The organism is Nisaea sediminum, assembly GCF_014904705.1.
Taxonomy (GTDB): Bacteria; Pseudomonadota; Alphaproteobacteria; order Thalassobaculales; family Thalassobaculaceae; genus Nisaea; species Nisaea sediminum.
In genome coordinates this window covers 130,908-150,549 of the sequence record NZ_JACZCQ010000002.1, presented here as the reverse complement: position 1 = coordinate 150,549, position 19,642 = coordinate 130,908, and the positions used below count along the sequence as shown (strand labels likewise).

General features: G+C 63.7%; 22 protein-coding genes. 19 read left to right on the top strand and 3 right to left on the bottom strand.

What is annotated here, in order from left to right; translation table 11 throughout:
• Positions 1 to 30 precede the first annotated feature (30 nt).
• Positions 31 to 801 carry an exodeoxyribonuclease III gene (gene xth, locus IG122_RS04205; protein ID WP_193180769.1) on the bottom strand — a complete coding sequence of 257 codons (771 nt, stop codon included), beginning with the start codon at positions 799 to 801 and terminating at the stop codon, positions 31 to 33.
• Between the two features lie 100 nt (positions 802 to 901).
• Positions 902 to 1,291, bottom strand: a complete 390-nt coding sequence (gene erpA / locus IG122_RS04200) for an iron-sulfur cluster insertion protein ErpA (RefSeq protein ID WP_193180767.1) — start codon at positions 1,289 to 1,291, stop codon at positions 902 to 904.
• A 168-nt stretch (positions 1,292 to 1,459) separates the two neighbouring features.
• On the opposite strand from erpA, the gene IG122_RS04195 reads away from it, so the two are divergent.
• The 16 genes from IG122_RS04195 (at position 1,460) to IG122_RS04120 (ending at position 15,518) form a co-directional block, all read left to right on the top strand.
• Positions 1,460 to 2,668 (top strand): deoxyguanosinetriphosphate triphosphohydrolase, encoded by a 1,209-nt coding sequence (locus IG122_RS04195; protein ID WP_193180764.1) that lies wholly within the window; start codon positions 1,460 to 1,462, stop codon positions 2,666 to 2,668.
• Positions 2,668 to 4,425 carry an arginine--tRNA ligase gene (argS, locus tag IG122_RS04190; protein ID WP_193180762.1) on the top strand — a complete coding sequence of 586 codons (1,758 nt, stop codon included), beginning with the start codon at positions 2,668 to 2,670 and terminating at the stop codon, positions 4,423 to 4,425. The genes IG122_RS04195 and argS overlap by 1 nt, the downstream gene beginning before the upstream one ends.
• Positions 4,422 to 4,958 carry a hypothetical protein gene (locus IG122_RS04185; RefSeq protein WP_193180760.1) on the top strand — a complete coding sequence of 179 codons (537 nt, stop codon included), beginning with the start codon at positions 4,422 to 4,424 and terminating at the stop codon, positions 4,956 to 4,958. Before argS ends, IG122_RS04185 begins: the two co-directional genes overlap by 4 nt.
• 50 nt (positions 4,959 to 5,008) lie before the next feature.
• Positions 5,009 to 5,362, top strand: coding sequence for an SPOR domain-containing protein (locus tag IG122_RS23915; RefSeq protein ID WP_193180758.1), 354 nt, complete (start codon positions 5,009 to 5,011; stop codon positions 5,360 to 5,362).
• Positions 5,363 to 5,375: 13 nt separating this feature from the next.
• Entirely contained in the window at positions 5,376 to 6,395 is a 1,020-nt protein-coding gene (gene nagZ, locus IG122_RS04175) for a beta-N-acetylhexosaminidase (RefSeq protein WP_193180756.1), read from the top strand.
• The gene (locus IG122_RS04170; RefSeq protein WP_193180754.1) at positions 6,395 to 7,102 is read left to right on the top strand and encodes a site-2 protease family protein; all 708 of its coding nucleotides are present in this window, start codon (positions 6,395 to 6,397) and stop codon (positions 7,100 to 7,102) included. Before nagZ ends, IG122_RS04170 begins: the two co-directional genes overlap by 1 nt.
• A gap of 8 nt (positions 7,103 to 7,110) precedes the next feature.
• Positions 7,111 to 7,911, top strand: coding sequence for a segregation and condensation protein A (locus tag IG122_RS04165; RefSeq protein WP_193180752.1), 801 nt, complete (start codon positions 7,111 to 7,113; stop codon positions 7,909 to 7,911).
• The gene (scpB, locus tag IG122_RS04160) at positions 7,908 to 8,561 is read left to right on the top strand and encodes an SMC-Scp complex subunit ScpB (protein ID WP_193180750.1); all 654 of its coding nucleotides are present in this window, start codon (positions 7,908 to 7,910) and stop codon (positions 8,559 to 8,561) included. The genes IG122_RS04165 and scpB overlap by 4 nt, the downstream gene beginning before the upstream one ends.
• A 142-nt stretch (positions 8,562 to 8,703) precedes the next feature.
• A complete protein-coding gene (locus IG122_RS04155; RefSeq protein WP_193180748.1) occupies positions 8,704 to 9,786 on the top strand; it encodes an ABC transporter ATP-binding protein in 1,083 nt (360 codons plus the stop codon).
• A 106-nt stretch (positions 9,787 to 9,892) separates the two neighbouring features.
• Positions 9,893 to 10,132 carry a twin-arginine translocase TatA/TatE family subunit gene (locus IG122_RS04150; protein WP_193180747.1) on the top strand — a complete coding sequence of 80 codons (240 nt, stop codon included), beginning with the start codon at positions 9,893 to 9,895 and terminating at the stop codon, positions 10,130 to 10,132.
• A gap of 96 nt (positions 10,133 to 10,228) precedes the next feature.
• A complete protein-coding gene (tatB, locus tag IG122_RS04145) occupies positions 10,229 to 10,678 on the top strand; it encodes a Sec-independent protein translocase protein TatB (RefSeq protein WP_226893322.1) in 450 nt (149 codons plus the stop codon).
• A gap of 3 nt (positions 10,679 to 10,681) precedes the next feature.
• Positions 10,682 to 11,503, top strand: a complete 822-nt coding sequence (gene tatC / locus IG122_RS04140; RefSeq protein ID WP_193180745.1) for a twin-arginine translocase subunit TatC — start codon at positions 10,682 to 10,684, stop codon at positions 11,501 to 11,503.
• Positions 11,504 to 11,617: 114 nt separating this feature from the next.
• Complete coding sequence (gene serS / locus IG122_RS04135) at positions 11,618 to 12,907, top strand: serine--tRNA ligase (RefSeq protein ID WP_193180744.1); 1,290 nt, start codon at positions 11,618 to 11,620, stop codon at positions 12,905 to 12,907.
• Between the two features lie 14 nt (positions 12,908 to 12,921).
• Positions 12,922 to 13,719, top strand: coding sequence for a 5'/3'-nucleotidase SurE (surE, locus tag IG122_RS04130; RefSeq protein WP_193180743.1), 798 nt, complete (start codon positions 12,922 to 12,924; stop codon positions 13,717 to 13,719).
• Between the two features lie 6 nt (positions 13,720 to 13,725).
• Positions 13,726 to 14,370 (top strand): protein-L-isoaspartate(D-aspartate) O-methyltransferase, encoded by a 645-nt coding sequence (locus tag IG122_RS04125; protein WP_193180741.1) that lies wholly within the window; start codon positions 13,726 to 13,728, stop codon positions 14,368 to 14,370.
• A 107-nt stretch (positions 14,371 to 14,477) separates the two neighbouring features.
• Positions 14,478 to 15,518 (top strand): peptidoglycan DD-metalloendopeptidase family protein, encoded by a 1,041-nt coding sequence (locus IG122_RS04120; RefSeq protein ID WP_193180739.1) that lies wholly within the window; start codon positions 14,478 to 14,480, stop codon positions 15,516 to 15,518.
• 13 nt (positions 15,519 to 15,531) lie between these two features.
• Here IG122_RS04120 and IG122_RS04115 read toward each other — a convergent pair whose 3' ends face one another.
• Positions 15,532 to 16,389, bottom strand: a complete 858-nt coding sequence (locus tag IG122_RS04115; protein WP_193180737.1) for an ATP-binding protein — start codon at positions 16,387 to 16,389, stop codon at positions 15,532 to 15,534.
• Positions 16,390 to 16,646: 257 nt separating this feature from the next.
• Here IG122_RS04115 and yajC point away from each other — a divergent pair, with 257 nt between their 5' ends.
• The 3 genes from yajC (at position 16,647) to secF (ending at position 19,639) form a co-directional block, all read left to right on the top strand.
• Positions 16,647 to 17,018: a preprotein translocase subunit YajC gene (gene yajC, locus IG122_RS04110; RefSeq protein WP_193180735.1), complete on the top strand. Its 372-nt coding sequence runs from the start codon at positions 16,647 to 16,649 to the stop codon at positions 17,016 to 17,018.
• Positions 17,019 to 17,089: 71 nt separating this feature from the next.
• A complete protein-coding gene (gene secD, locus IG122_RS04105) occupies positions 17,090 to 18,664 on the top strand; it encodes a protein translocase subunit SecD (protein ID WP_193180733.1) in 1,575 nt (524 codons plus the stop codon).
• A 12-nt stretch (positions 18,665 to 18,676) separates the two neighbouring features.
• Positions 18,677 to 19,639: a protein translocase subunit SecF gene (secF, locus tag IG122_RS04100; protein WP_193180731.1), complete on the top strand. Its 963-nt coding sequence runs from the start codon at positions 18,677 to 18,679 to the stop codon at positions 19,637 to 19,639.
• Positions 19,640 to 19,642: the final 3 nt, after the last annotated feature.

The window sequence follows — 19,642 nt, the reverse complement described above, 5'->3', positions numbered from 1 at the left end:
TGACAACTTAAAAACAAAACGAAGGGCCGATCAGGCCGCCAGCTCGATCCAGACCGGGGTGTGGTCGGAGGCTTTGGGCTTGCCGCGCGGCGCGGTGTCGATCCCGGAGGCGCTTAGCCGGTCTGCGGCCTGGGGCGAGAGCAGCAGATGGTCGATCCGCACACCGTGATCGTTCTGCCAAGCGCCGCCCTGATAATCCCAGAAACTGTAGCGGTGCGGCGCCGTGTTGTAGATCCGGTAGGCGTCGATATAGCCAAGATGCAGAATCTCGCGGAAGGCGGCGCGGGATTCCGGCTGACAGAGCGCGTCGCCTGCCCAGGCGGCGGGATCGTGCACGTCGACATCCGCCGGAATGACGTTGTAGTCGCCAGCCAATACAACCGGGATTTCGGAGGCCAGCAGTTCGGCCGCGCGCGCCTTCAGGCGCTTCATCCAGCCGAGCTTGTAGGGAAACTTCTCGGTATCGACCGGATTGCCGTTCGGCAGGTAGATGGTGGCGAAACGGATCCCATTGATCGTGCCTTCGGCGTAGCGGGCCTGTTCGTCTCCATCGTCGCCTGGAAGGCCGGTCAGCGGATCCTCGATCTCGTGTTTCGAGAGGATCGCGACGCCGTTGTAGCTCTTCTGCCCGTGCGCGAGCACCTTGTAGCCGCGTTCCTCGATTTCGAGGCGGGGGAAATTATCGTCCACCGTCTTGGTTTCCTGCAGCAGCGCAACGTCCGGCTGGAAGCTGTCGAGCCATTCCAGGACATTCGGGAGCCGGGCCTTGATCGAATTGACGTTCCAGGTGGCCACTTTCATGGGAGAGAACCGCTCCGGGCTAGAGATGGGCGAGGAAGAGCATACTGCCCCGCCCGTCGCGGCCGGCCAAGCCGGTTCGAAAAAATGCCCGGAAACCGGATCAGATCGAGAAGGAGGTGCCGCAGCCGCAGGAGGAGGAGGCGTTTGGATTCGTGACCTGGAAATAGGCGCCGAGCAGCTCGTTGACATAGTCCAGTTCACCGCCGTTCAGGAGATCGAGCGACATGTCGTCCACCACGACCTTCACGCCGTGACTGACGAAAGTGTGGTCGTCGTCCCGGATCTCGTCGTCGAAGCCGAAATCGTACTGGAAGCCCGAGCAGCCGCCGCCTTCGACGGAGACCCGCATGAATTTGGCCGCGCCGTTCTCTTCCTGCTCCAGAAGCGCCGTGATCCGTTTCGCCGCGCTTTCGGTCAGGCTAAAGCTCCGTCCGCCGGTCGGCGGAACCGGGGACCCGTTCTCGGAAGATGTATTTTCGGCGAGGCTCATGGCCGCTCCAGCATGGTTCGTGGCGCGCGAGGCGCGATTATGCACTGTTCTTTGAAAAAAGTAATGTTTCCGCCCGCGAATTCAATCCGTTTCCCGGTCGCTGCCATTGCGCCCGGACCCTCCCGAGAGTAGGTTCCGCCCAGTTCGAATCGCACCCGGCCCACTCTCATGCCCGAGTCCCAGAACTGGACGCTGAAACAGCAGTTCGCTCCCTACGCCGTGGATTTCCGGAACAGCCGCGGCCGGCAGTTTTCGGAGCCGGAGGCGCGCGAGCGTACGCCGTTCCAGCGCGACCGCGACCGGATCCTGCATTCTGGCGCCTTCCGGCGGCTCGAATACAAGACCCAGGTCTTCGTCTATCACGAAGGCGATTATTACCGCACGCGCCTGACCCACAGTCTCGAGGTCGCGCAGATCGCGCGCTCCATCAGCCGCTCGCTCGGGCTCAACGAGGACCTGGCGGAGGCGCTGGCTCTCGCGCACGATCTGGGCCACACGCCCTTCGGACACGCCGGCGAGGACGCGCTGGACGCCGTGATGCAGCCTTATGGCGGTTTCGATCACAATGTTCAGACCGTGCGAGTGCTGACACTCCTCGAACAGCGCTACGCGGCCTTCGATGGGCTTAATCCGACCTGGGAGACCCTCGAGGGGATCATCAAGCACAACGGTCCTCTTGTTGGACCGCATGGCGCGGGCGAGGTGCCTCCGATCATCGCTGAGCTCGACAGCAAACTGCAATTGCAGTTGAACGGTTATGCCAGCGCGGAGGCGCAGGTAGCGGCCATTTCAGACGATATCGCGTATCACACACATGACATCGACGATGCGCTTCACGCCAATCTGTTCGGTATCGAAACATTGTTGCAAGCGCCACTCGCGGGCGAGATCGTCGCGAAGGTCCGAGATACCTATGGCGACCTTTCGAATTCGAAGCTGGTGCAGGAGATCGTCCGCCGCCTGATCGGCATCATGGTCGAGGATCTGCTGACGGAGAGCCGGAAAAGACTGGCCGAGCACAAACCGCGCTCTGCCGACGATATCCGCCAGGCGCCAGTGCCGATCATCTCCTTCTCCCCGGAGATGGAGGAACGGAACAAGGCATTGAAAAGCTTCCTGTTCCAGAACATGTACCGGCATTACAAGGTGAACCGCATGGCGAGCAAGGCGCGCCGTGTGGTGACAGACATGTTCGAACTTCTGATGAAGGAGCCGAACTGCCTGCCGGCACAGTGGCAGCGCACCGGCAACGACCAGCCCGGCGATATCGAGGAAAGCAAGCAGGCCCGCCTCGTTGCCGACTATATTGCAGGCATGACAGATCGCTACGCGATGATCGAGCATGCCCGTCTCTTTGACCTGAATGCGAAGACCTGATGAACGTTTTCAATCACTTCCAGTCCAAACTTAACGCAGAACTCGAATCGCTGTCGGCGAATGGAGCACTACCGGCCGGCATCGATGCGAGCCGGGCCGTGGTCGAGCCGCCTCGGGATCCCTCGCATGGCGACATCGCGACCAACGCGGCCATGGTGCTGGCGAAACCGGCGGGCATGAAGCCGCGGGACATCGCGGACATGCTGGCAGAGCGGATGCGCGGATGGGACGAGGTCACGGAGGTGGAAATCGCCGGTCCCGGTTTCATCAATCTTCGGATCGCGGACGCATTCTGGCGCAGCGCTGTCGCAGACCTGCTGAAAGCCGGCATTGCCTACGGCGCGTCCGGCATGGGCAAGGGCCGGAAGGTGATGGTGGAATACGTTTCCGCCAACCCGACGGGCCCGCTTCATGCCGCCCATGCCCGCGGCGCGATCGTTGGCGACGCGCTCGCTTCGCTCCTGGTAAAGGCTGGGTTCGATGTCCTCCGCGAGTATTACATCAACGATGCTGGCGCCCAGGTCGATACCGTGGGGCGATCCACCTATCTCCGCTATCGGGAGGCGCTCGGCGAGGAAATCGGCACCATTCCGGAAGGCCTTTATCCCGGCGAATATCTGAAGGATGTCGGAGAGGCGCTTGCCAAGCGGGACGGGGACAAGTGGCTCGGCAAGGACGAAGCCGAGTGGCTTCCGGAAATCCGCGCCTTCGCGATCTCCGAGATCATGGGCTGGATCAAGGAAGATCTGGGCCTCCTTGGCGTCGACATGGCGGTCTACAGCTCGGAGAAGGCGCTGGTCGAGGCCGGTGCTGTCGACATGGTCATGGAGACGCTCGAAGGCCGCGATTTGCTCTATACCGGCGTGCTCGAGCCGCCGAAGGGTAAGAAGCCGGACGACTGGGAGCCGCGCCCGCAGCGGCTCTTCAAGGCGACCGAATTCGGCGACGATGTCGACCGGCCGATCCAGAAGTCGGACGGTACCTGGACCTATTTCGCCAACGATATCGCCTATCATCTGGATAAATACCGGCGCGGCTATGCCGACATGATCAACATCTGGGGCGCCGACCACGGCGGCTATGTCAAGCGCATGAAGGCGGCGGTGAAGGCCGTCACAGGCGGCGAGGGCGAACTCGACGTGAAACTGTGCCAGCTCGTGCACCTGATGGATGGCGGCAAGCCGGTGAAGATGTCGAAGCGCGCGGGCACCTTCGTGACCATGCGGGATGTCATCGATTCGGTCGGCAAGGACGTGCTCCGTTTCATCATGCTGACCCGGCGCAATGACCAGACCCTTGAGTTCGATTTCAAGAAAGTCACCGAGCAGAGCCGCGAAAATCCGGTCTTCTACGTCCAGTATGCCCATGCGCGCTGCCATTCCGTGCTCCGGCATGCCGAGGAGGCCATGAACGGCGCCAATCTTTCCGGAACCGCTCTCGCGTCGGTAGTGCTCGACCGCTTGACCGATCCCGCCGAGCTTGGTCTCATGAAAACGTTGCTCGCATGGCCCCGCACGGTCGAAAGCGCCGCCGAGGCACACGAACCGCACCGGATCGCCTTCTATCTCGGCGACGTCGCCGCCGCCTTCCACGGTCTGTGGAACAAGGGCAAGGAAGACACGACCCTGCGCTTCCTGGTCGACGAGGACAGCGAGCTGACCATGGCCCGGCTGGCATTGGTGCGGGCGACCCAGACCGTGATCGCCTCCGGTCTTGATCTGATCGGAGTCGAGCCCGTGGAGGAACTGCGCGCATGAGCTTGCATTCGGGGGCACCGGAACGGCCGCGGATCATCGAGGAGGACGAGCGTCCTGGACCGCCGCCGCTCATGTCGGAAGAGCGCGGCAAGGGACGGGGGCTGACCATCCTCGCCGCCGTGTTGGCCGTGACCGCCTTCGCCGGTGTCGTCTGGTACGCCTACGACCAGGGCCGGCGGATCGGCAGCGAGACGGCGGCGCCCCTGATCAAGGCAGACGACAGCCCCTCGAAAGTGCGCCCGGATTCGCCGGGCGGCATGCAGGTACCGCATCAGGACAAGCTGGTGCTCGACGATCTCGGTTCCGGCCGCGGCGCGCAGAACGGTGAAGGCAGGGTCGAACGCCTTCTGCCGGCGGGGCCGAACCCCTCCCCCCCCCGCCGGAAACGCCCGTCCCCCCCCCAGAGCCCCTGCCCGCCGCCCCGGCGCCCGAAGCCCCGACTGACAGTGCGACGGTTGCCGTCGCACCCGCCGAGACCACCCCCGCTCCGAGAGGGCCCGAGACCATTCCGCCCGCGAAAGCGCCGGACGTGACGGCGCCGAAAGCCCTTGTGCCGCCGCCGCCGGCTCCGGCCCCAACACCGGTGCCAGCGCCCGCCACGGCGGCCGAAGCACCGAAGCCCGCCGCACCGGCACCGAAACCGGCTGAAACGGCGGCCGCGGCACCGACAACAGCACCGAAGGCGCCCGCCGCCGGGGGCTTCAATATCCAGATCGCGGCCCTGCGCACAGAAGCGGCGGCCGAAAAGGAGTGGGCCCGGGTTCAGACTGCCAACAAGTCTCTGCTCGGCGGACTGCAGCCGACCTACCAGCGCATCAGCACGGCGAACGGCGTCTTTTTCCGGGTTCAGGGAGGTCCCCTGACGGAGGATGCGGCAAAGGACGCCTGCACCGCGCTCAAGGCCAAGGGCCAGGCCTGCCTCGTCGTCAAACGCTAGATCGGATCCGCCTATGCGCGCCCTGATTCTCGGCTGTGCCGGGCCGGAACTGTCCCGGACCGAGCGGCAGTTCTTCGTCGAGACCGAACCGTTCGGTTTTATTCTTTTTCAGCGAAACTGCGAGAGTCCTGAGCAGATCCGTATGCTAACGGAGGAGCTGCGGGATTGCGTCGAGCACCATGCCCCGGTGCTGATCGACCAGGAAGGTGGTCGCGTGCAGCGGCTGAAGCCGCCGACATGGCGGAAGGCGCCGCCGGCGGCCCTGTTCGGAGAGCTGTACCGTAAAAACCCGGTGCGCGCAGAGCAGGCGGCACGGGTGAACGCCCGTCTGATCGCGGCTGAACTGACGGCCTGCGGCGTCGATGTCGATTGCCTGCCGTTGCTCGACGTGCGCCAGGACGGCGCACATGACGTGATCGGCGATCGCGCCTTTGCAGGCGATGTGGAGACAGTCGCCCGCCTCGGTCGGGCGCAGGCCGAAGGTCTCGCCGCCGGCGGTGTCGCGCCGGTCATGAAGCATATCCCGGGACATGGCCGCGCCGGTGTTGACAGCCATCACGCTCTGCCGCGGGTGGATGCCGCGCACGATACGCTGACGGAAGTGGATTTCGCGCCCTTCAAGGCGCTCGCAAGTCTCCCGATGGCGATGACGGCGCATGTGATCTACGAGGCGCTGGACGCCGAGAACGCGGCGACGGTCTCGGCGAAGGTCGTCCGGGACAGCATCCGCGGGGAAATCGGGTTCGACGGCCTCCTGATGACCGACGACATCTCCATGAAGGCGCTCGCCGAGCCGCTCGCCGTCTCCTCTGCGCGTGCCCTCGAGGCGGGATGTGATGTCGTCCTGCACTGCAATGGGGAAATGGACGAGATGCGGGAGATTGCGGGCGCCGTTCCGGCCCTGTCCGGAGACGCGCTACGCCGGGCGGATATGGTGCTCACGTTCATGGAACGGATCCGCAGGGAGGCGCAACCGGCTAACCGGGAGGAACTGCTCGCGTCCTTCGCCGAGCTGTCCGGCACGGCCTCCTGATGGAAAACTTCGTCTCCGACATTCTCTTTACCGCCTCGATCTGGGCGCTGCCGGTGCTGATCGCCATCACCATGCACGAGGCGGCACACGGGTTCGTCGCCAATCTGTGCGGCGATCCGACGGCGCGGCTGCTGGGGCGGGTCACGCTCAATCCCTTCGCCCATATCGACAAATTCGGTACCATCGTCCTGCCGATCCTGTGCATCATCTCGGGCTGGGCGCTTGCCGGAACGCCGTTCGTGTTTGGATACGCGAAACCCGTGCCGGTTGCCATGTCGCGCCTCAACAATCCGCGGCGCGACATGATGCTGGTCGCGGCCGCCGGTCCCGGGATCAATGTCCTGCTCGCCATAGCCGCGTCCGCGCTGCTGCACACGGTCACCTGGTTCCCGGAATGGTTCGGCGCATGGTGGGAACAGACGCTGATCAACGGGGTGCTGCTCAACCTGGTGCTGGCGGTCTTCAACATGCTTCCCATTCCGCCGCTCGATGGCGGGCGGATCGTGACAGGTCTGCTGCCCTACGAGCTTGCCCGTCGCTATGTCCGGCTCGAGCGCTATGGAATCTTCATCGTCGTCGGTTTGCTGTTCCTGCTGCCCTTCATCGGACGCGAGATCGGCATCGAACTCAATTATCTCATGCGCCTGGTCATGATCGGCGTGCATTATCTGCTACAATTCGTGCTGATGCTGACAGGGCAGATCTGAGAGAGCGTATGAGCGATACGGGGGCATTCGAGAGCCCGGAGCCTGATCACCGCAGGCGGCGCGAGCCGGTGCAGCTCTCGCTGTTCCTCAATATCGACGGTTTCGAAGGTCCGATCGACGTGCTGCTGCAGCTTGCGCGGGAACAGAAGGTGGATCTGATCCATGTCTCGGTGCTGCAGCTCGCCGAGCAGTATCTCGCCTTTGTCAATCAGGCGCAGAAGCTAAACCTGGAACTCGCCGCCGACTATCTCGTCATGGCGGCTTGGCTCGCCTACCTGAAATCCCGTCTCCTGCTGCCTCCCGCGGAGAAGGAAGAGGAGGAGCAGACGCCGGAGGAGCTGGCCGAAGCGCTCAGGTTCCAGCTCATGCGCCTCGAGGCGATGCAGCAGGCGGGCGAGGCGCTGATGGCGCGTCCGCAGTTCGGCAGCGATTTCTTCGCCCGCGGGCAGGGGGACCGCATCTCGGTCCGTCGCCGTGCGGTCTATGACGTCACGCTCTACGAACTGCTTCGGGCCTATGCCGATCACCGGGTCCGGCACGACCGGCTCGCGCTGAAGATCGAGGCGACCCATCTCTATTCCGTCGAGGATGCGGTCAAGCGGCTGAGCCGGGTGCTGGGCGCTGTACCCGAATGGCAGACTCTGTTTTCCTTCCTGCCTGAAGGCCTCCGGAAGGGGCTCCGGATGCGCTCCGCGATCGCCTCGACCTTCGTCGCCTCGCTGCAGCTGGTGAAGGACGGTAAGGCCGAGCTCAACCAGTCGGGGACGTTCCAGCCGATCTATTTCCGCTCCCGGGAGGGCGATGCGTGAGTTCCGACCAGACCGAGAATAGCGGGCCGAGCCGGGCCGAGCGGATCGTCGAAGCTCTGCTGTTCGCGAGCAAGGACCCGCTTTCGGCCGCGGAGATTTCCGAGCGCCTGCCGGACGGTGTCACGGCGGAGCCGATCCTCGCGGCCCTGCAGAAGCGCTATGCCGATCGCGGTATCCATCTTGTAACCGTCAAGGACCGCTGGGCCTTCCGCACCGCGCCTGATATCGGCGAGGCGCTGCGCATCGAAGTCGCGGTCCGACGCAAACTCTCCCGCGCGGCGCTGGAGACGCTGTCCATCATCGCCTATCACGAACCGGTTACCCGGGCCGACATCGAGGAAATCCGCGGTGTCGCGGTCAGCAAAGGGACGCTGGACGCGCTTCTCGAGGCCGGCTGGATCCAGCCGCGCGGACGCCGGCAGGTGCCGGGCCGCCCGTTGACCTGGGGAACGACCGAGGCCTTTCTCGACCATTTCGGCCTGAGCTCGCTCGCCGATCTGCCGGGTCTCGAGGAGCTGAAAGCAGCCGGGATGCTCGACAAGCGGCCTGGCCTCACGTCCATCGCCATGGGCGACGACAGCGATGACGAGGACGACAACGAGGAAGATGACGGCCAGTTTGAACTGCTCGACGCGGAAGATGGAGCGTGAGCCGGAAAAAGCGTCGCAGCCGGTTCGACTTGAGCCGGCCTGTCGCTTCTGATACCCCCGGACCTGCCATGAACTCTGAACCCAAACACAGTCTCCCTGCGCGCATGTCGCGGTGCTCCTGCAAGACGGGTGCAACACCGGAATGACGCCCGTGCTTCGCCTGGAGGGGATTACGCATCGTTTCGACGGAGTCCCTGTCGTCGACGACCTCTCGCTGGAGATCGGAGCCGGGGAGGTGGTCTGCCTGCTCGGACCGTCAGGTTGCGGCAAGACGACGGCGCTGCGTCTGGCGGCCGGTCTCGAGCAACTGCAAACCGGCAGGGTGTTGATGGGGGATCGCGAAGTGGCGGCGCCGGGCCGCCAGATCCCGCCGGAGCAACGGGGAATCGGTCTGGTCTTTCAGGATTATGCCCTATTTCCTCATCTGAGCGTCGTCGACAATGTCGCCTTCGGCCTCTCCGACCTTCCGAAAGCCGAGCGCCGGGAGAAGGCGCTGACGGAACTGCGCCGGGTCGGCATGGAGGGGGCAGCGGACAAGTTCCCGCACGAACTCTCTGGCGGCCAGCAGCAGCGCGTCGCACTGGCGCGGGCGCTGGCGCCCAATCCGCGCATCATCCTTCTTGATGAGCCCTATTCGGGGCTCGATACGGCGCTCAGGAGCCAGGTTCGGGACGACGTCCTGCATCTGCTGAAGGAAAGCGGCGCCGCGACGCTGATGGTGACCCACGATGCCGAAGAAGCCATGTTCATGGCAGACAGGATTGCCGTCATGCGGGACGGGAAGATCGTGCAGGAGGGCTCGCCCCACACGCTCTACTGCTATCCCAATTCCGCCTTCGTTGCCGGGTTCTTCGGGGAGGTTAATGCCTTCTCCGGAAGGGTCGAAGGCGGTCAGGTCCAGACGCCGATCGGACATGTCCGCGCCGAAGGACTTCCGGACGGGGACGAGGTCGCCGTGATCGTGCGTCCGGAGGGCCTGCGGGTCACGACCTTGCAGGCGGGACAGAGCGACTATACGGCAAGGGTCATGCAGGCCCGGTTGCTCGGGCGCAGCAGTCTCATTCACCTGCATGTCCATTCCGGCGAGAACGGCAACGGACTCGAATGGCACTTTCATTCCCGCATGCCCGGCATATTTCTTCCGGAAACCGGAACGCGCCTTAGGATCGAGCTCGATCCGGGACAGATATTCGTTTTTCCGGCAAGGGAAGGACACGTGTCCTGAAATAACCTGGGCGCCGGACGTTGCAGTGCACGGGTGAACATGCCTATATACCGCAAAAGTCCCGTGGCGGGGCGGAACGAATTGATTCGAATGGGAGCGTAACCTTATGGGTGCGATGAGTATCTGGCACTGGCTGATCGTGATCGCTGTCGCCCTGCTGCTGTTTGGCGGCGGAGGCAAGATCTCCTCGATCATGGGCGATTTCGGCAAGGGCCTGCGCAACTTCAAGAAGAGCATGAAGGAAGAGGGCGACGAGCAGGGGGCCGAGACGGAATCCGCCAAGAGCCTGAAATCCGAAGAGACCGCCGGGACCGAGTCCAAGGCCGATCAAGCTCAGAAAAGCTGAGCGGACAAATCTCTTTACGGCCTTCCGGTGGCTGACGCCGGAAACGGACGGGCCCGCGGGCGGGCCGTCCGCTCGCGTGACTGATGGTATGCGCTGATGTTTGATCTCGGCTGGCAGGAATTCATGCTGATCGCGTTCGTCGCGGTGGTCGTCGTGGGACCGCGCGACCTGCCGCGCGTGGTGCGATCGATCAGCACCTACATCCGCAAGGCGCGGAGCGTGGCGCGCGAATTCCAGAACTCTCTCGAAGAGGTGGCCCGCGAGGCCGAGCTGGACGATCTGCGCAAGGAAGCCAAGAGCATCTCAAGCGGGGACCTCGAAAAGAAGGTCAACGACTGGGTCGATCCTTCGGGCGAGACCAAGAAGGAGATGGAGCGCATCGCGAGCCAGGCCAAGGATGCTGCGTCCTCGCGGCCGGTCGAGACCCCGGCTGAGCCGGCCCCTGTGAGCAAGCCGGAGCCGGCTGCGGAAAAAACTTCCGCCGATGAGGCGCCAGAGACCAAAGATGCGAAGAGCGCCGAGAAAAGCGCTGCGGCCGGACAATAATCCATGAGCGACGAAATCGAAGAAAAGCGGATGCCGCTGCTGGATCATCTGGTCGAGTTGCGGACCCGCCTGATCTATTCCTTTGCCGCTTTCCTGGTTGCGTTTTTTGCCTGCTATGCGGTCTCCGAGCAGATCTTTTCGTTCCTTGTTGCGCCGCTCGCGCATCTGACGGAGGGCGAGTCCGGGCGCCGGATGATCTATACCGCGCTTCACGAGGCCTTCTTCACCTACCTTAAGGTCGCCTTTTTCGCCGCCGCCTGCGTCGCCTTTCCGGTGATCTCGATCCAGATCTGGCAGTTCATCGCACCGGGTCTCTACAAGGACGAGAAAACGGCCTTTCTGCCGTTCCTGATCGCGACTCCGGTTCTGTTCACGATCGGCGCCGCGATGGTCTATTACCTGGTCATTCCGCTCGCCTGGAAGTTCTTCCTCGGCTTCGAGCATCCGGGCACGGACGGCTCTCTGCCGCTGGTACTGGAGCCGAAGGTCGACCAGTATCTCTCGCTGGTGATGCGGCTGATCTTCGCCTTCGGCGTCTGTTTTGAACTGCCGGTACTGATGATCCTGCTCGCCAAGGTCGGGATCGTGACCTCGAGCGGGCTGGCCAAGAAGCGCAAATACGCCATCCTCATCGCCTTCATCGTCGCGGCGGTTCTGACGCCGCCGGACGTCATCTCTCAGGTACTCCTGGCCATCCCGGTCGCGATTCTCTACGAGATCTCGATCATCGGGGCCCGCATCGTCGAGAAAAAGCGCGGCTATGACGCCGACGAATTCGAGGATGACGACGACGAGCCCGAGAGTTCGTCTAGCACCGCCACCTGACGCCTCGGCGCGCCGGCTATCGCCCGGCGCCCGCCGCTGGACCCGCCGGGTGGCAGTGCCTATAAGAGTTCACCGGATTTCCGAACAGAATGCCGAACAGAATGGACGTGTGAGATGCACGATATCAGATGGATTCGCGAGGACGGAGCGGCCTTCGACAAGGCCATGGCGCGCCGCGGCTTCGAGCCGCAGGCCGGCGCCATCCTTGAGATCGACAAGAAGTGGCGGGACGCCACGACAGAACTGCAGACCCTGCAGCAGCGCCGCAACGAAGCCTCCAAGGAGATCGGCAAGGTCAAGTCCCAGGGGGGCGATGCCGACGCGTTGATCCAGGAAGTGGCCGACATCAAGGCCCGTATGCAGCAGCTCGAGGAGGACGAACGGTCGCTCTCCGAAAAGCTGGACGCAGCTCTCTCCGGGTTGCCGAACATTCTCGCCGACGACGTGCCGGACGGTCCGGACGAGAGCGCGAATGTCGAAATCCGCAAGGTAGGGGCGGTCGCGCAGGGCAATGCCAAGGCACCGGATCATGTCGCCATCGGCGAAGGCCTCGGGATGATGGATTTCGAGACCGCCGCTAAGCTCTCCGGCGCGAGGTTCACGCTCCTGAAGGGCCAGCTGTCCCGTCTTGAGCGCGCGCTCGCCAACTTCATGCTCGATATTCATACCGGCGAGTTCGGTTATACCGAGGTCTCGCCGCCCTACATGGTGCGCGACGCGGCGCTCTATGGCACCGGGCAGCTGCCGAAATTCGGCGAGGACCTGTTCCGGACGACCGGCGATCATTGGCTGATCCCGACCGCCGAGGTGCCGCTGACCAACATGGCCAACGGGGAAATCCTGGCCGAAGAGGAACTTCCTCTCCGTTTCACCGCCTACACGCCGTGCTTCCGTTCGGAAGCGGGTTCGGCAGGGCGGGACACGCGCGGCATGATCCGGCTGCACCAGTTCAGCAAGGTCGAGCTCGTCTCCATCACCCATCCGGACAAGTCCGCCGAAGAGCACGAGCGGATGACGAACTGTGCCGAAGAGGTGCTGAAGCGCCTCGGGCTCTCATATCGCGTCGTCACGCTCTGTTCCGGCGATACCGGGTTTGGCGCGCGCAAGACCTACGATATTGAGGTCTGGCTGCCGGGGCAGGACGACGGCAAGGGCATGTATCGCGAGATTTCCAGCTGCTCGAACTGCTGGGATTTCCAGGCGCGCCGCATGAAGGCCCGGTACCGGGTCGCAGGGGGCAAGCAGACCGCCTTCGTGCATACCCTTAACGGCTCCGCGCTGGCGGTCGGCCGCACCCTTATCGCGGTGCTGGAAAATTATGCCGAAGAGGACGGCTCGGTTTCCGTGCCTGAGGCTCTGCAGCCTTATATGGGCGGCCTCACACGGATATCCGCCGGCGGCTGACGGGAGAACGCTCCATGGCCTGGCCGCTCGATCACTCCAAGGCGCGCATCCTGATCTCCAACGACGATGGCTTTTACGCACCGGGACTTCAGGTCCTGGTGCGGATCGCCCTCTCGATCTCGGACGATGTCTGGGTTGTGGCGCCGGAGACGGAGCAGAGCGGCGCCGGCCATTCGCTGACCCTGCGCAGACCGCTCCAGGCCCGCGAGCATCAGCCCAACTGGTATTCCGTGAACGGCACGCCGACCGATTGCGTGTTGCTGGCGGTAAACCTGCTGATGAAGGACAAAAGACCGGACATCGTGCTTTCCGGCGTGAACCGAGCCGGCAATCTCGCCGAGGACATGACCTATTCCGGGACCGTGTCCGCAGCCATGGAAGCCACTATTCTTGGCGTCCCGGCCATCGCCTTCAGCCAGGAAGTGATCGACGGTGAGGCGGCGGACTGGACACCGGCGGAGACCTACGGTCCCGACCTGCTGCGCCGGATCCTGAAGCAAGGCTTTCCGTCGGACACTCTACTGAACGTCAATTTTCCTCCGGTTCCGGCCAACCAGGTCCGGGGCATCCGGGTTACCAATCAGGGCAAGAGGAAGAACGGCGACGACATCATGGAAGTGATCGATCCGCGCGGAGCGAAACATTATTGGATCGGCCATATGCAAAGCATGCGACCCTATGCGAAGGGAACCGATCTGCAGGCGATCGACGAGGGATACATCTCGGTGACGCCGATCAAGATGGACATGACCGACACCGTCACTTTGACGGAACTGCAACGGGCCTTTTCGGCCGAAAGCGCGAACGGTTGAACGGCGATGACGCTTGAGGAAAGCAAGATCCGCCTGATCATGGAACTGCGCCGGGAGGGTATTTCGGACGCATCCGTGCTCGGTGCGATCGAGCGCATCCCGCGGGAGATCTTCATCCCGGCGCCGATCAAGACCTTTGCCTACGATAACCGTGCGCTGCCGATCGGTGCCGGGCAGACGATCAGCCAGCCCTATGTCGTGGCCTATATGACCCAGGCGCTGAAGCTGGACGACCGGAGCAAGGTGCTGGAGATCGGCACCGGCTCCGGATACCAGACCGCGATCCTCGCCAAGCTGGCGCGGCGGGTCTATTCGATCGAGCGGCACAAGAGTCTCTCGGAAGAAGCGAACGCGCGCTTCAAGCAGCTCGACCTGCACACGATCTCCACCCGAGTCGGCGACGGCAGCAAGGGCTGGCCGGAGCAGGCGCCGTTCGACCGCATCATCGTCACCGCAGCCTCCGAGGACGTTCCGGAGCAGCTCCTGGAACAGCTCGCGGTCGGCGGCATCATGGTGGTCCCGATCGGCCCGCAGGACGGGACCCAGCATATCTTCCGCTTCACCCGGACCGAGGGGGGGATCGAGCCGGAGCGGATGCTCCCGGTGCGATTCGTTCCGTTGATCGAGAGCGAGGCGCGGGACAGCGCCTGAAATGCACAGTGCCGCCGCAAGTTAGCGCTATCCGTCCTCCGTCGCTTGAGCCCCGGGATCGCAAAACCTAAACTCGCCCCATGGCCGAAAAGCGTTCACGATTTTTGGTGGCGGTCGCGCTTCTGCTGCTGACCGGTCTGCTCGCCTCCTGCAGCGGGAACGCGCCCCGCCTCGCGAACTCGCGCCCGGATGCCGGCGTGCGCCTTGCCATTCCCCCGGGCGGACGGATCAGTGCCGGCCCCAGCGACACCGTCTACGAGATTTCCCGACGATACGGTGTGCCGGTGCGAGACATCATCCTCGCCAACGGCCTGCAACCGCCCTACAGGCTCAGCGTCGGCCAGGACCTCCGTCTGCCGGCGCCCAGCAATTATCTCGTGCGTCCGGGCGATACGGTGTTCTCGATCTCCCGGCGCTTCAATGTCGACATGCGTACGGTCGTGCAGATGAACGGGATCGCGGCGCCGTACCAGATCCATGTCGGTCAGGAACTGCGTCTTCCGTCGCGGGAAGTCGCGGCGGCGGCGCCGAATGTCGCCCTGCCGGAGGGACCGGGCGCGCGCGGCAGCCGGACCCGGACGGCCTTGCTGACTCCCGGAACCGTCGCGCTGCCCACGCCCAATCCGCGCAGCCCCGCTGCGCCCGCGCCCGCTATTTCAAGAGCCGCGCCCGCGCCGGCACCCGTCAGTCCGTCTGTTGCACCGGCCCCGACTCCGAAAGGGAAGACCGGCCTCGAGGTGGCGCGAATACGTCCTCCGGAACGCACAGGTTCCAGCTTCCGATGGCCGGTGAGGGGACGGGTGATCGCCAATTTCGGACCGAGGCAGGGCGGTTTGCACAATGACGGCATCAACATCGCCGCGCCGCACGGGGCCCCTGTCGTGGCGGCCGAGAACGGGGTCGTCGCCTATGCGGGAGATGGACTCCCGGGCTTCGGCAGGCTTTTGCTGCTGAAACATTCCGACGGCTGGATCACGGCCTACGGCCATACGGACAAATTGCTGGTCAAGCGCGGCGATGTGGTGCGCCGGGGTCAAGCCATCGCAACGGTCGGCTCAACGGGCAGCGTCGACCGCCCGCAGTTACATTTCGAGATCCGCAAGGAAAAGCGCGCGGTCGATCCGCGGCAGTATCTGGAAAAGACCTGACGACCGTCTGAGATCAGTCGAGTTTCTTGCCGAGATCGCCGGCCAGATCCTGGATGAACTGCCAGGCGACGCGTCCGGAGCGCGCACCGCGGGTCACCTGCCATTCCTTCGCCCGCGCCCGCAGCTCGTCGGCGGAAATCGGCAGATCGTAGGCGCCGGCATAGCCTTCGATCATGGAGAGGAAGGTATCCTGATCGCAGGCATGGAAGCCGAGCCAGAGACCGAAACGGTCGGACAGCGAGACTTTCTCCTCGACGGCCTCGCCGGGATTGATCGCGGTCGAGCGTTCATTGTCGATCATGTCCCGCGCCATCAGGTGGCGGCGGTTCGAGGTTGCATAGAAGAGCACGTTGGTCGGACGGCCTTCGACGCCGCCTTCCAGCACCGCCTTCAGCGATTTGTAGGAATTGTCCGCGAAATCGAAGGAGAGGTCGTCGCAGAACACGATCAGGCGTCGGTCAGTGTCGCGCGCCAGGTTGAGAAGGCGGGGCAGGGTTTCCAGGTCCTCGCGGTGGATCTCCACCAGAGCCAGGATGCCGTCGCGCTTGCGGTTCACCTCGGCATGCACGGCTTTCACCAGCGAGCTCTTGCCCATGCCGCGCGATCCCCAGAGCAGCGCATTGTTTGCCGGCAGACCGCGGGCGAAACGGTCCGTGTTCTCATGGAGCTGTTCGAGCTGCGGTCCCACGCCTTTCAGCAGGGAGATGTCGACGCGGTTGATGTGACGCACGGGATCGACCTGTCCGGTCTGCGCGTTCCAGACGAACCCTTCGGCATCGCCGAGGTCCGCGGCTTTTGCCGGCGGCGGCGCGATGCGTTCCAGGGCGTCTGCAATACGGGTGAGAATCTCGAGTTCCCGGGCGTCGGACATGTCATTGAACCTTAAGAAGAGTAACGAACCAGGCCCGACCGCCAGGGGGCAGGGCGGCGGGAAAGTATCACACGCCGCCGCTCCGTCAATTCAATGGGGTTCCGGCCATTGAAATTGCCGGGCGGGGCTTTATAGTCCGCCGTTCCGAGTTTTCGGCTGCATCCGGCGGAAATGGCTGGCAGCAAGGCCGTGAAACGACTATGTGAGCGGGGTATGCGCAGAGCCGCAATTTGCCCGTGGCAGTTTGGGAGAACTTGATGCTCATTTCACCGGCCTATGCACAAGCGGCTGGCGGAGCCGGCGGTGGCTTCGATCTGATGGCGTTCCTGCCGCTGATCCTGATCTTCGTCGTCTTCTATTTCCTTCTGATCCGTCCGCAGCAGAAACGGGTCAAGGAACACAAGGAGATGCTCTCCAAGGTTCGCCGGAACGACGTCATCGTCACGAATGGCGGGCTCGTCGGTACGGTCACCAAGGTGATCGAGGACAAGGAAGAGCTGCTGGTTGAAATCGCCGAAGGCGTCAAGGTGCGGGTCGTGCGCAGCATGATTACCGAGGTGCGCGCCAAGACCGAGCCGGCGAACACGGACTCGTCGGACAAGAAAGCGGCCTCCGAAGAGAAAAAATAAGATGGTTTCGGCGCCGGTAACGGCGCCGAACACCGTTCCGACTGCCCGATCCGGCTAGAGGCTCTTAGAAGATGCTCCAATTTCAGCCCTGGAAGATCACTTTTGTGGCGCTGGTCTGCGCGCTTGGCGTGCTGTATGCGGCGCCGAACGTCGTCGAGCGCGATCTGACGCAAGACCTTCCGTCCTCCTGGCTTCCCGGGAAAAAGATCAATCTCGGCCTCGATCTCCAGGGCGGCTCACACCTGCTGCTCGAGGTCGATGTCGACGTGGTGATCGCAGAACGGCTCGAGTCGATCGTCGATCAGGCGCGGCGCAATCTCCGGGAAGAGCGGATCGGCTATCGCGGTCTCGGCGTTTCCGGCGATACGGTCCGCTTCACCGTGCGCGAGGCGGAGGATCTGGAGAAGGCGCGCGATGCCGTGCGCCGGATCGATCCGCAGACCGAGACCGTGACCGATGTCGGCAATGTCGTCAGGATATCGCTGACGGAAGTCGCGATCCGCGATCTCAAGTCACGTGCGATCTCCCAGTCGATCGAGATTGTCCGCCGTCGCATCGACGAAACCGGCGTGCGGGAGCCGACGATCCAGCGTCAGGGCGACGACAGGATCCTGCTGCAGCTTCCCGGTGTCGACGATCCGGAACGCATCAAGGCCCTGCTCGGCCAGACGGCGAAGCTGACCTTCCGCATGGTCGACTCCACGGCCTCCGTTCAGGACGCCCTGCAGGGCCGGGTCCCCCCGGGCTCGCAGTTGCTGGAGGCAGCAGACGAGCGGTCCGGTGCGCCGCGGCACTATGTCGTGAAACGCCGGGTCATGGTCAGTGGTGAGAATCTCGTTGATGCCCAGCCGAGCTTCCAGGACGGGCAGCCGGTCGTCAGCTTCCGTTTCGACAGTGTCGGTGGTCGCCGCTTCGGGCAGGCCACGTCCGAGAATGTCGGCCGTCCCTTCGCCATTGTCCTTGACGGCAAGGTGATCAGCGCACCGGTGATCCAGACCGCCATTCTCGGCGGCGCCGGAATCATTTCGGGCAGCTTCACCGTGCAGGAAGTTCAGGACCTTTCCTTGCTGCTCCGTGCCGGCGCGCTTCCTGCCCCGCTGCAGGTGCTCGAGGAACGCACCGTCGGTCCGGGCCTTGGCGCGGATTCGATCGCGGCCGGCAAGGTCGCCAGCGTGATCGGTCTGCTGCTCGTGGTCGGCTTCATGATCGTCGCCTACGGCTTCTTCGGTCTGCTGGCGAACATCGCGTTGTTCTTTAACGTCGCGCTGATCGTTGCCGTGCTCTCGAGCCTTCAGGCGACGCTCACGCTCCCCGGTATCGCGGGGATTGTGCTGACCATCGGCATGGCGGTCGACGCCAACGTGCTGATCTTCGAACGCGTTCGCGAGGAAGTGCGCAACGGCCGGACGCCGATGGCAGCGGTGGAGGCCGGATATCAACGTGCCTTCCGGACCATCGTGGATTCGAACCTCACCACGCTTTTCGCGGCCGCGTTCCTGTATTTCGTCGGCTCCGGGCCGGTGAAGGGCTTTGCCGTGACACTCGGGATCGGGATCATGACCTCGATGTTCACGGCGATCATGGTCACGCGCCTCCTTGTCGTGCTCTGGCTGCGGCGCAGCCGCCCGAGCGAACTGCCGATCTGAGGGAACACCGAGATGTTCAAGCCACTTCGCATCGTTCCCCACGGAACCAATTTCCCGTTCGTCGCCAATCGGGTTAAGGCCTTCGTGTTCTCCGCAATCCTGATGCTGGCGAGTATCGGGCTGCTATTCGTGAACGGCCTCAATTTCGGGATCGATTTCCGCGGCGGTATCCTCATGGAGGTCCAGACCGAGGGACCCGCTGATATCCCGGCGCTCCGCTCGCAGCTCGGCGGTCTCGATCTCGGGGATGTCGCCATTCAGGAATTCGGCGGCGAGCGCGAGGTTCTGATCCGAATCCAGCGCCAGGACGGCACCGAACAGGAACAGCTCGTCGCGGTCGAAGCGGTCAAAGCCGCGCTCGGGGACAAGGTGGATTATCGCCGGACGGAATTCGTCGGCCCGACGGTCGGAGCGGAACTGATCGAGGCCGGCATGCTCGCGATGCTCGGCGCGCTCGGCGCGATCCTGATCTATATCTGGTTCCGCTTCGAATGGCAGTTCGGCGTCTGCGCGCTCATCGCGCTCAGCCACGACGTTCTCTCGACCTTCGGGCTGTTCGCCCTGAACGGGCACGAGTTCAACCTGCCGACGGTCGCGGCGATCCTGACCATCGCGGGTTACTCGATCAACGACACCGTCGTCGTGTTCGACCGGGTGCGCGAAAATTTCCGCAAGTACAAGAAGATGTCCCTTGCGGAGCTGTTCAATCTCTCGATCAACGAGACCCTGTCCCGCACCACCATGACGTCCTTTACGACTTTGCTGGCGCTCCTGGCGATCTACTTCTTTGGAGGAGCGGTGCTGGCGGACTTCGCGCTGGCGATGATCTGGGGCATCGTGATCGGCACCTATTCCTCGATCTTCGTCGCCGTTCCGCTGCTGCTCTATCTGCAGCCGCGCCGGGGCGACGAGGAGGACGAGGACCTCGGAGCACCGGGGACTGTGTCGCAGGGAGCCGACGGACAGAAGGACTGATCC

Excerpts from the sequence above, each read along its gene's own strand:
- nagZ (WP_193180756.1), top strand. The coding sequence starts at position 5,376 with ATGCGCGCCCTGATTCTCGGCTGTGCCGGGCCGGAACTGTCCCGGACC.
- IG122_RS04195 (WP_193180764.1), top strand. The coding sequence starts at position 1,460 with ATGCCCGAGTCCCAGAACTGGACGCTGAAACAGCAGTTCGCTCCCTAC.
- IG122_RS04150 (WP_193180747.1), top strand. The coding sequence starts at position 9,893 with ATGGGTGCGATGAGTATCTGGCACTGGCTGATCGTGATCGCTGTCGCC.
- erpA (WP_193180767.1), bottom strand. The coding sequence starts at position 1,291 with ATGAGCCTCGCCGAAAATACATCTTCCGAGAACGGGTCCCCGGTTCCG.
- yajC (WP_193180735.1), top strand. The coding sequence starts at position 16,647 with ATGCTCATTTCACCGGCCTATGCACAAGCGGCTGGCGGAGCCGGCGGT.
- tatC (WP_193180745.1), top strand. The coding sequence starts at position 10,682 with ATGAGCGACGAAATCGAAGAAAAGCGGATGCCGCTGCTGGATCATCTG.
- IG122_RS04185 (WP_193180760.1), top strand. The coding sequence starts at position 4,422 with ATGAGCTTGCATTCGGGGGCACCGGAACGGCCGCGGATCATCGAGGAG.
- argS (WP_193180762.1), top strand. The coding sequence starts at position 2,668 with ATGAACGTTTTCAATCACTTCCAGTCCAAACTTAACGCAGAACTCGAA.
- serS (WP_193180744.1), top strand. The coding sequence starts at position 11,618 with ATGCACGATATCAGATGGATTCGCGAGGACGGAGCGGCCTTCGACAAG.
- secF (WP_193180731.1), top strand. The coding sequence starts at position 18,677 with ATGTTCAAGCCACTTCGCATCGTTCCCCACGGAACCAATTTCCCGTTC.
- IG122_RS04115 (WP_193180737.1), bottom strand. The coding sequence starts at position 16,389 with ATGTCCGACGCCCGGGAACTCGAGATTCTCACCCGTATTGCAGACGCC.
- IG122_RS04155 (WP_193180748.1), top strand. The coding sequence starts at position 8,704 with ATGACGCCCGTGCTTCGCCTGGAGGGGATTACGCATCGTTTCGACGGA.
- IG122_RS04125 (WP_193180741.1), top strand. The coding sequence starts at position 13,726 with ATGACGCTTGAGGAAAGCAAGATCCGCCTGATCATGGAACTGCGCCGG.
- xth (WP_193180769.1), bottom strand. The coding sequence starts at position 801 with ATGAAAGTGGCCACCTGGAACGTCAATTCGATCAAGGCCCGGCTCCCG.
- IG122_RS04170 (WP_193180754.1), top strand. The coding sequence starts at position 6,395 with ATGGAAAACTTCGTCTCCGACATTCTCTTTACCGCCTCGATCTGGGCG.
- secD (WP_193180733.1), top strand. The coding sequence starts at position 17,090 with ATGCTCCAATTTCAGCCCTGGAAGATCACTTTTGTGGCGCTGGTCTGC.
- IG122_RS04165 (WP_193180752.1), top strand. The coding sequence starts at position 7,111 with ATGAGCGATACGGGGGCATTCGAGAGCCCGGAGCCTGATCACCGCAGG.
- surE (WP_193180743.1), top strand. The coding sequence starts at position 12,922 with ATGGCCTGGCCGCTCGATCACTCCAAGGCGCGCATCCTGATCTCCAAC.
- tatB (WP_226893322.1), top strand. The coding sequence starts at position 10,229 with ATGTTTGATCTCGGCTGGCAGGAATTCATGCTGATCGCGTTCGTCGCG.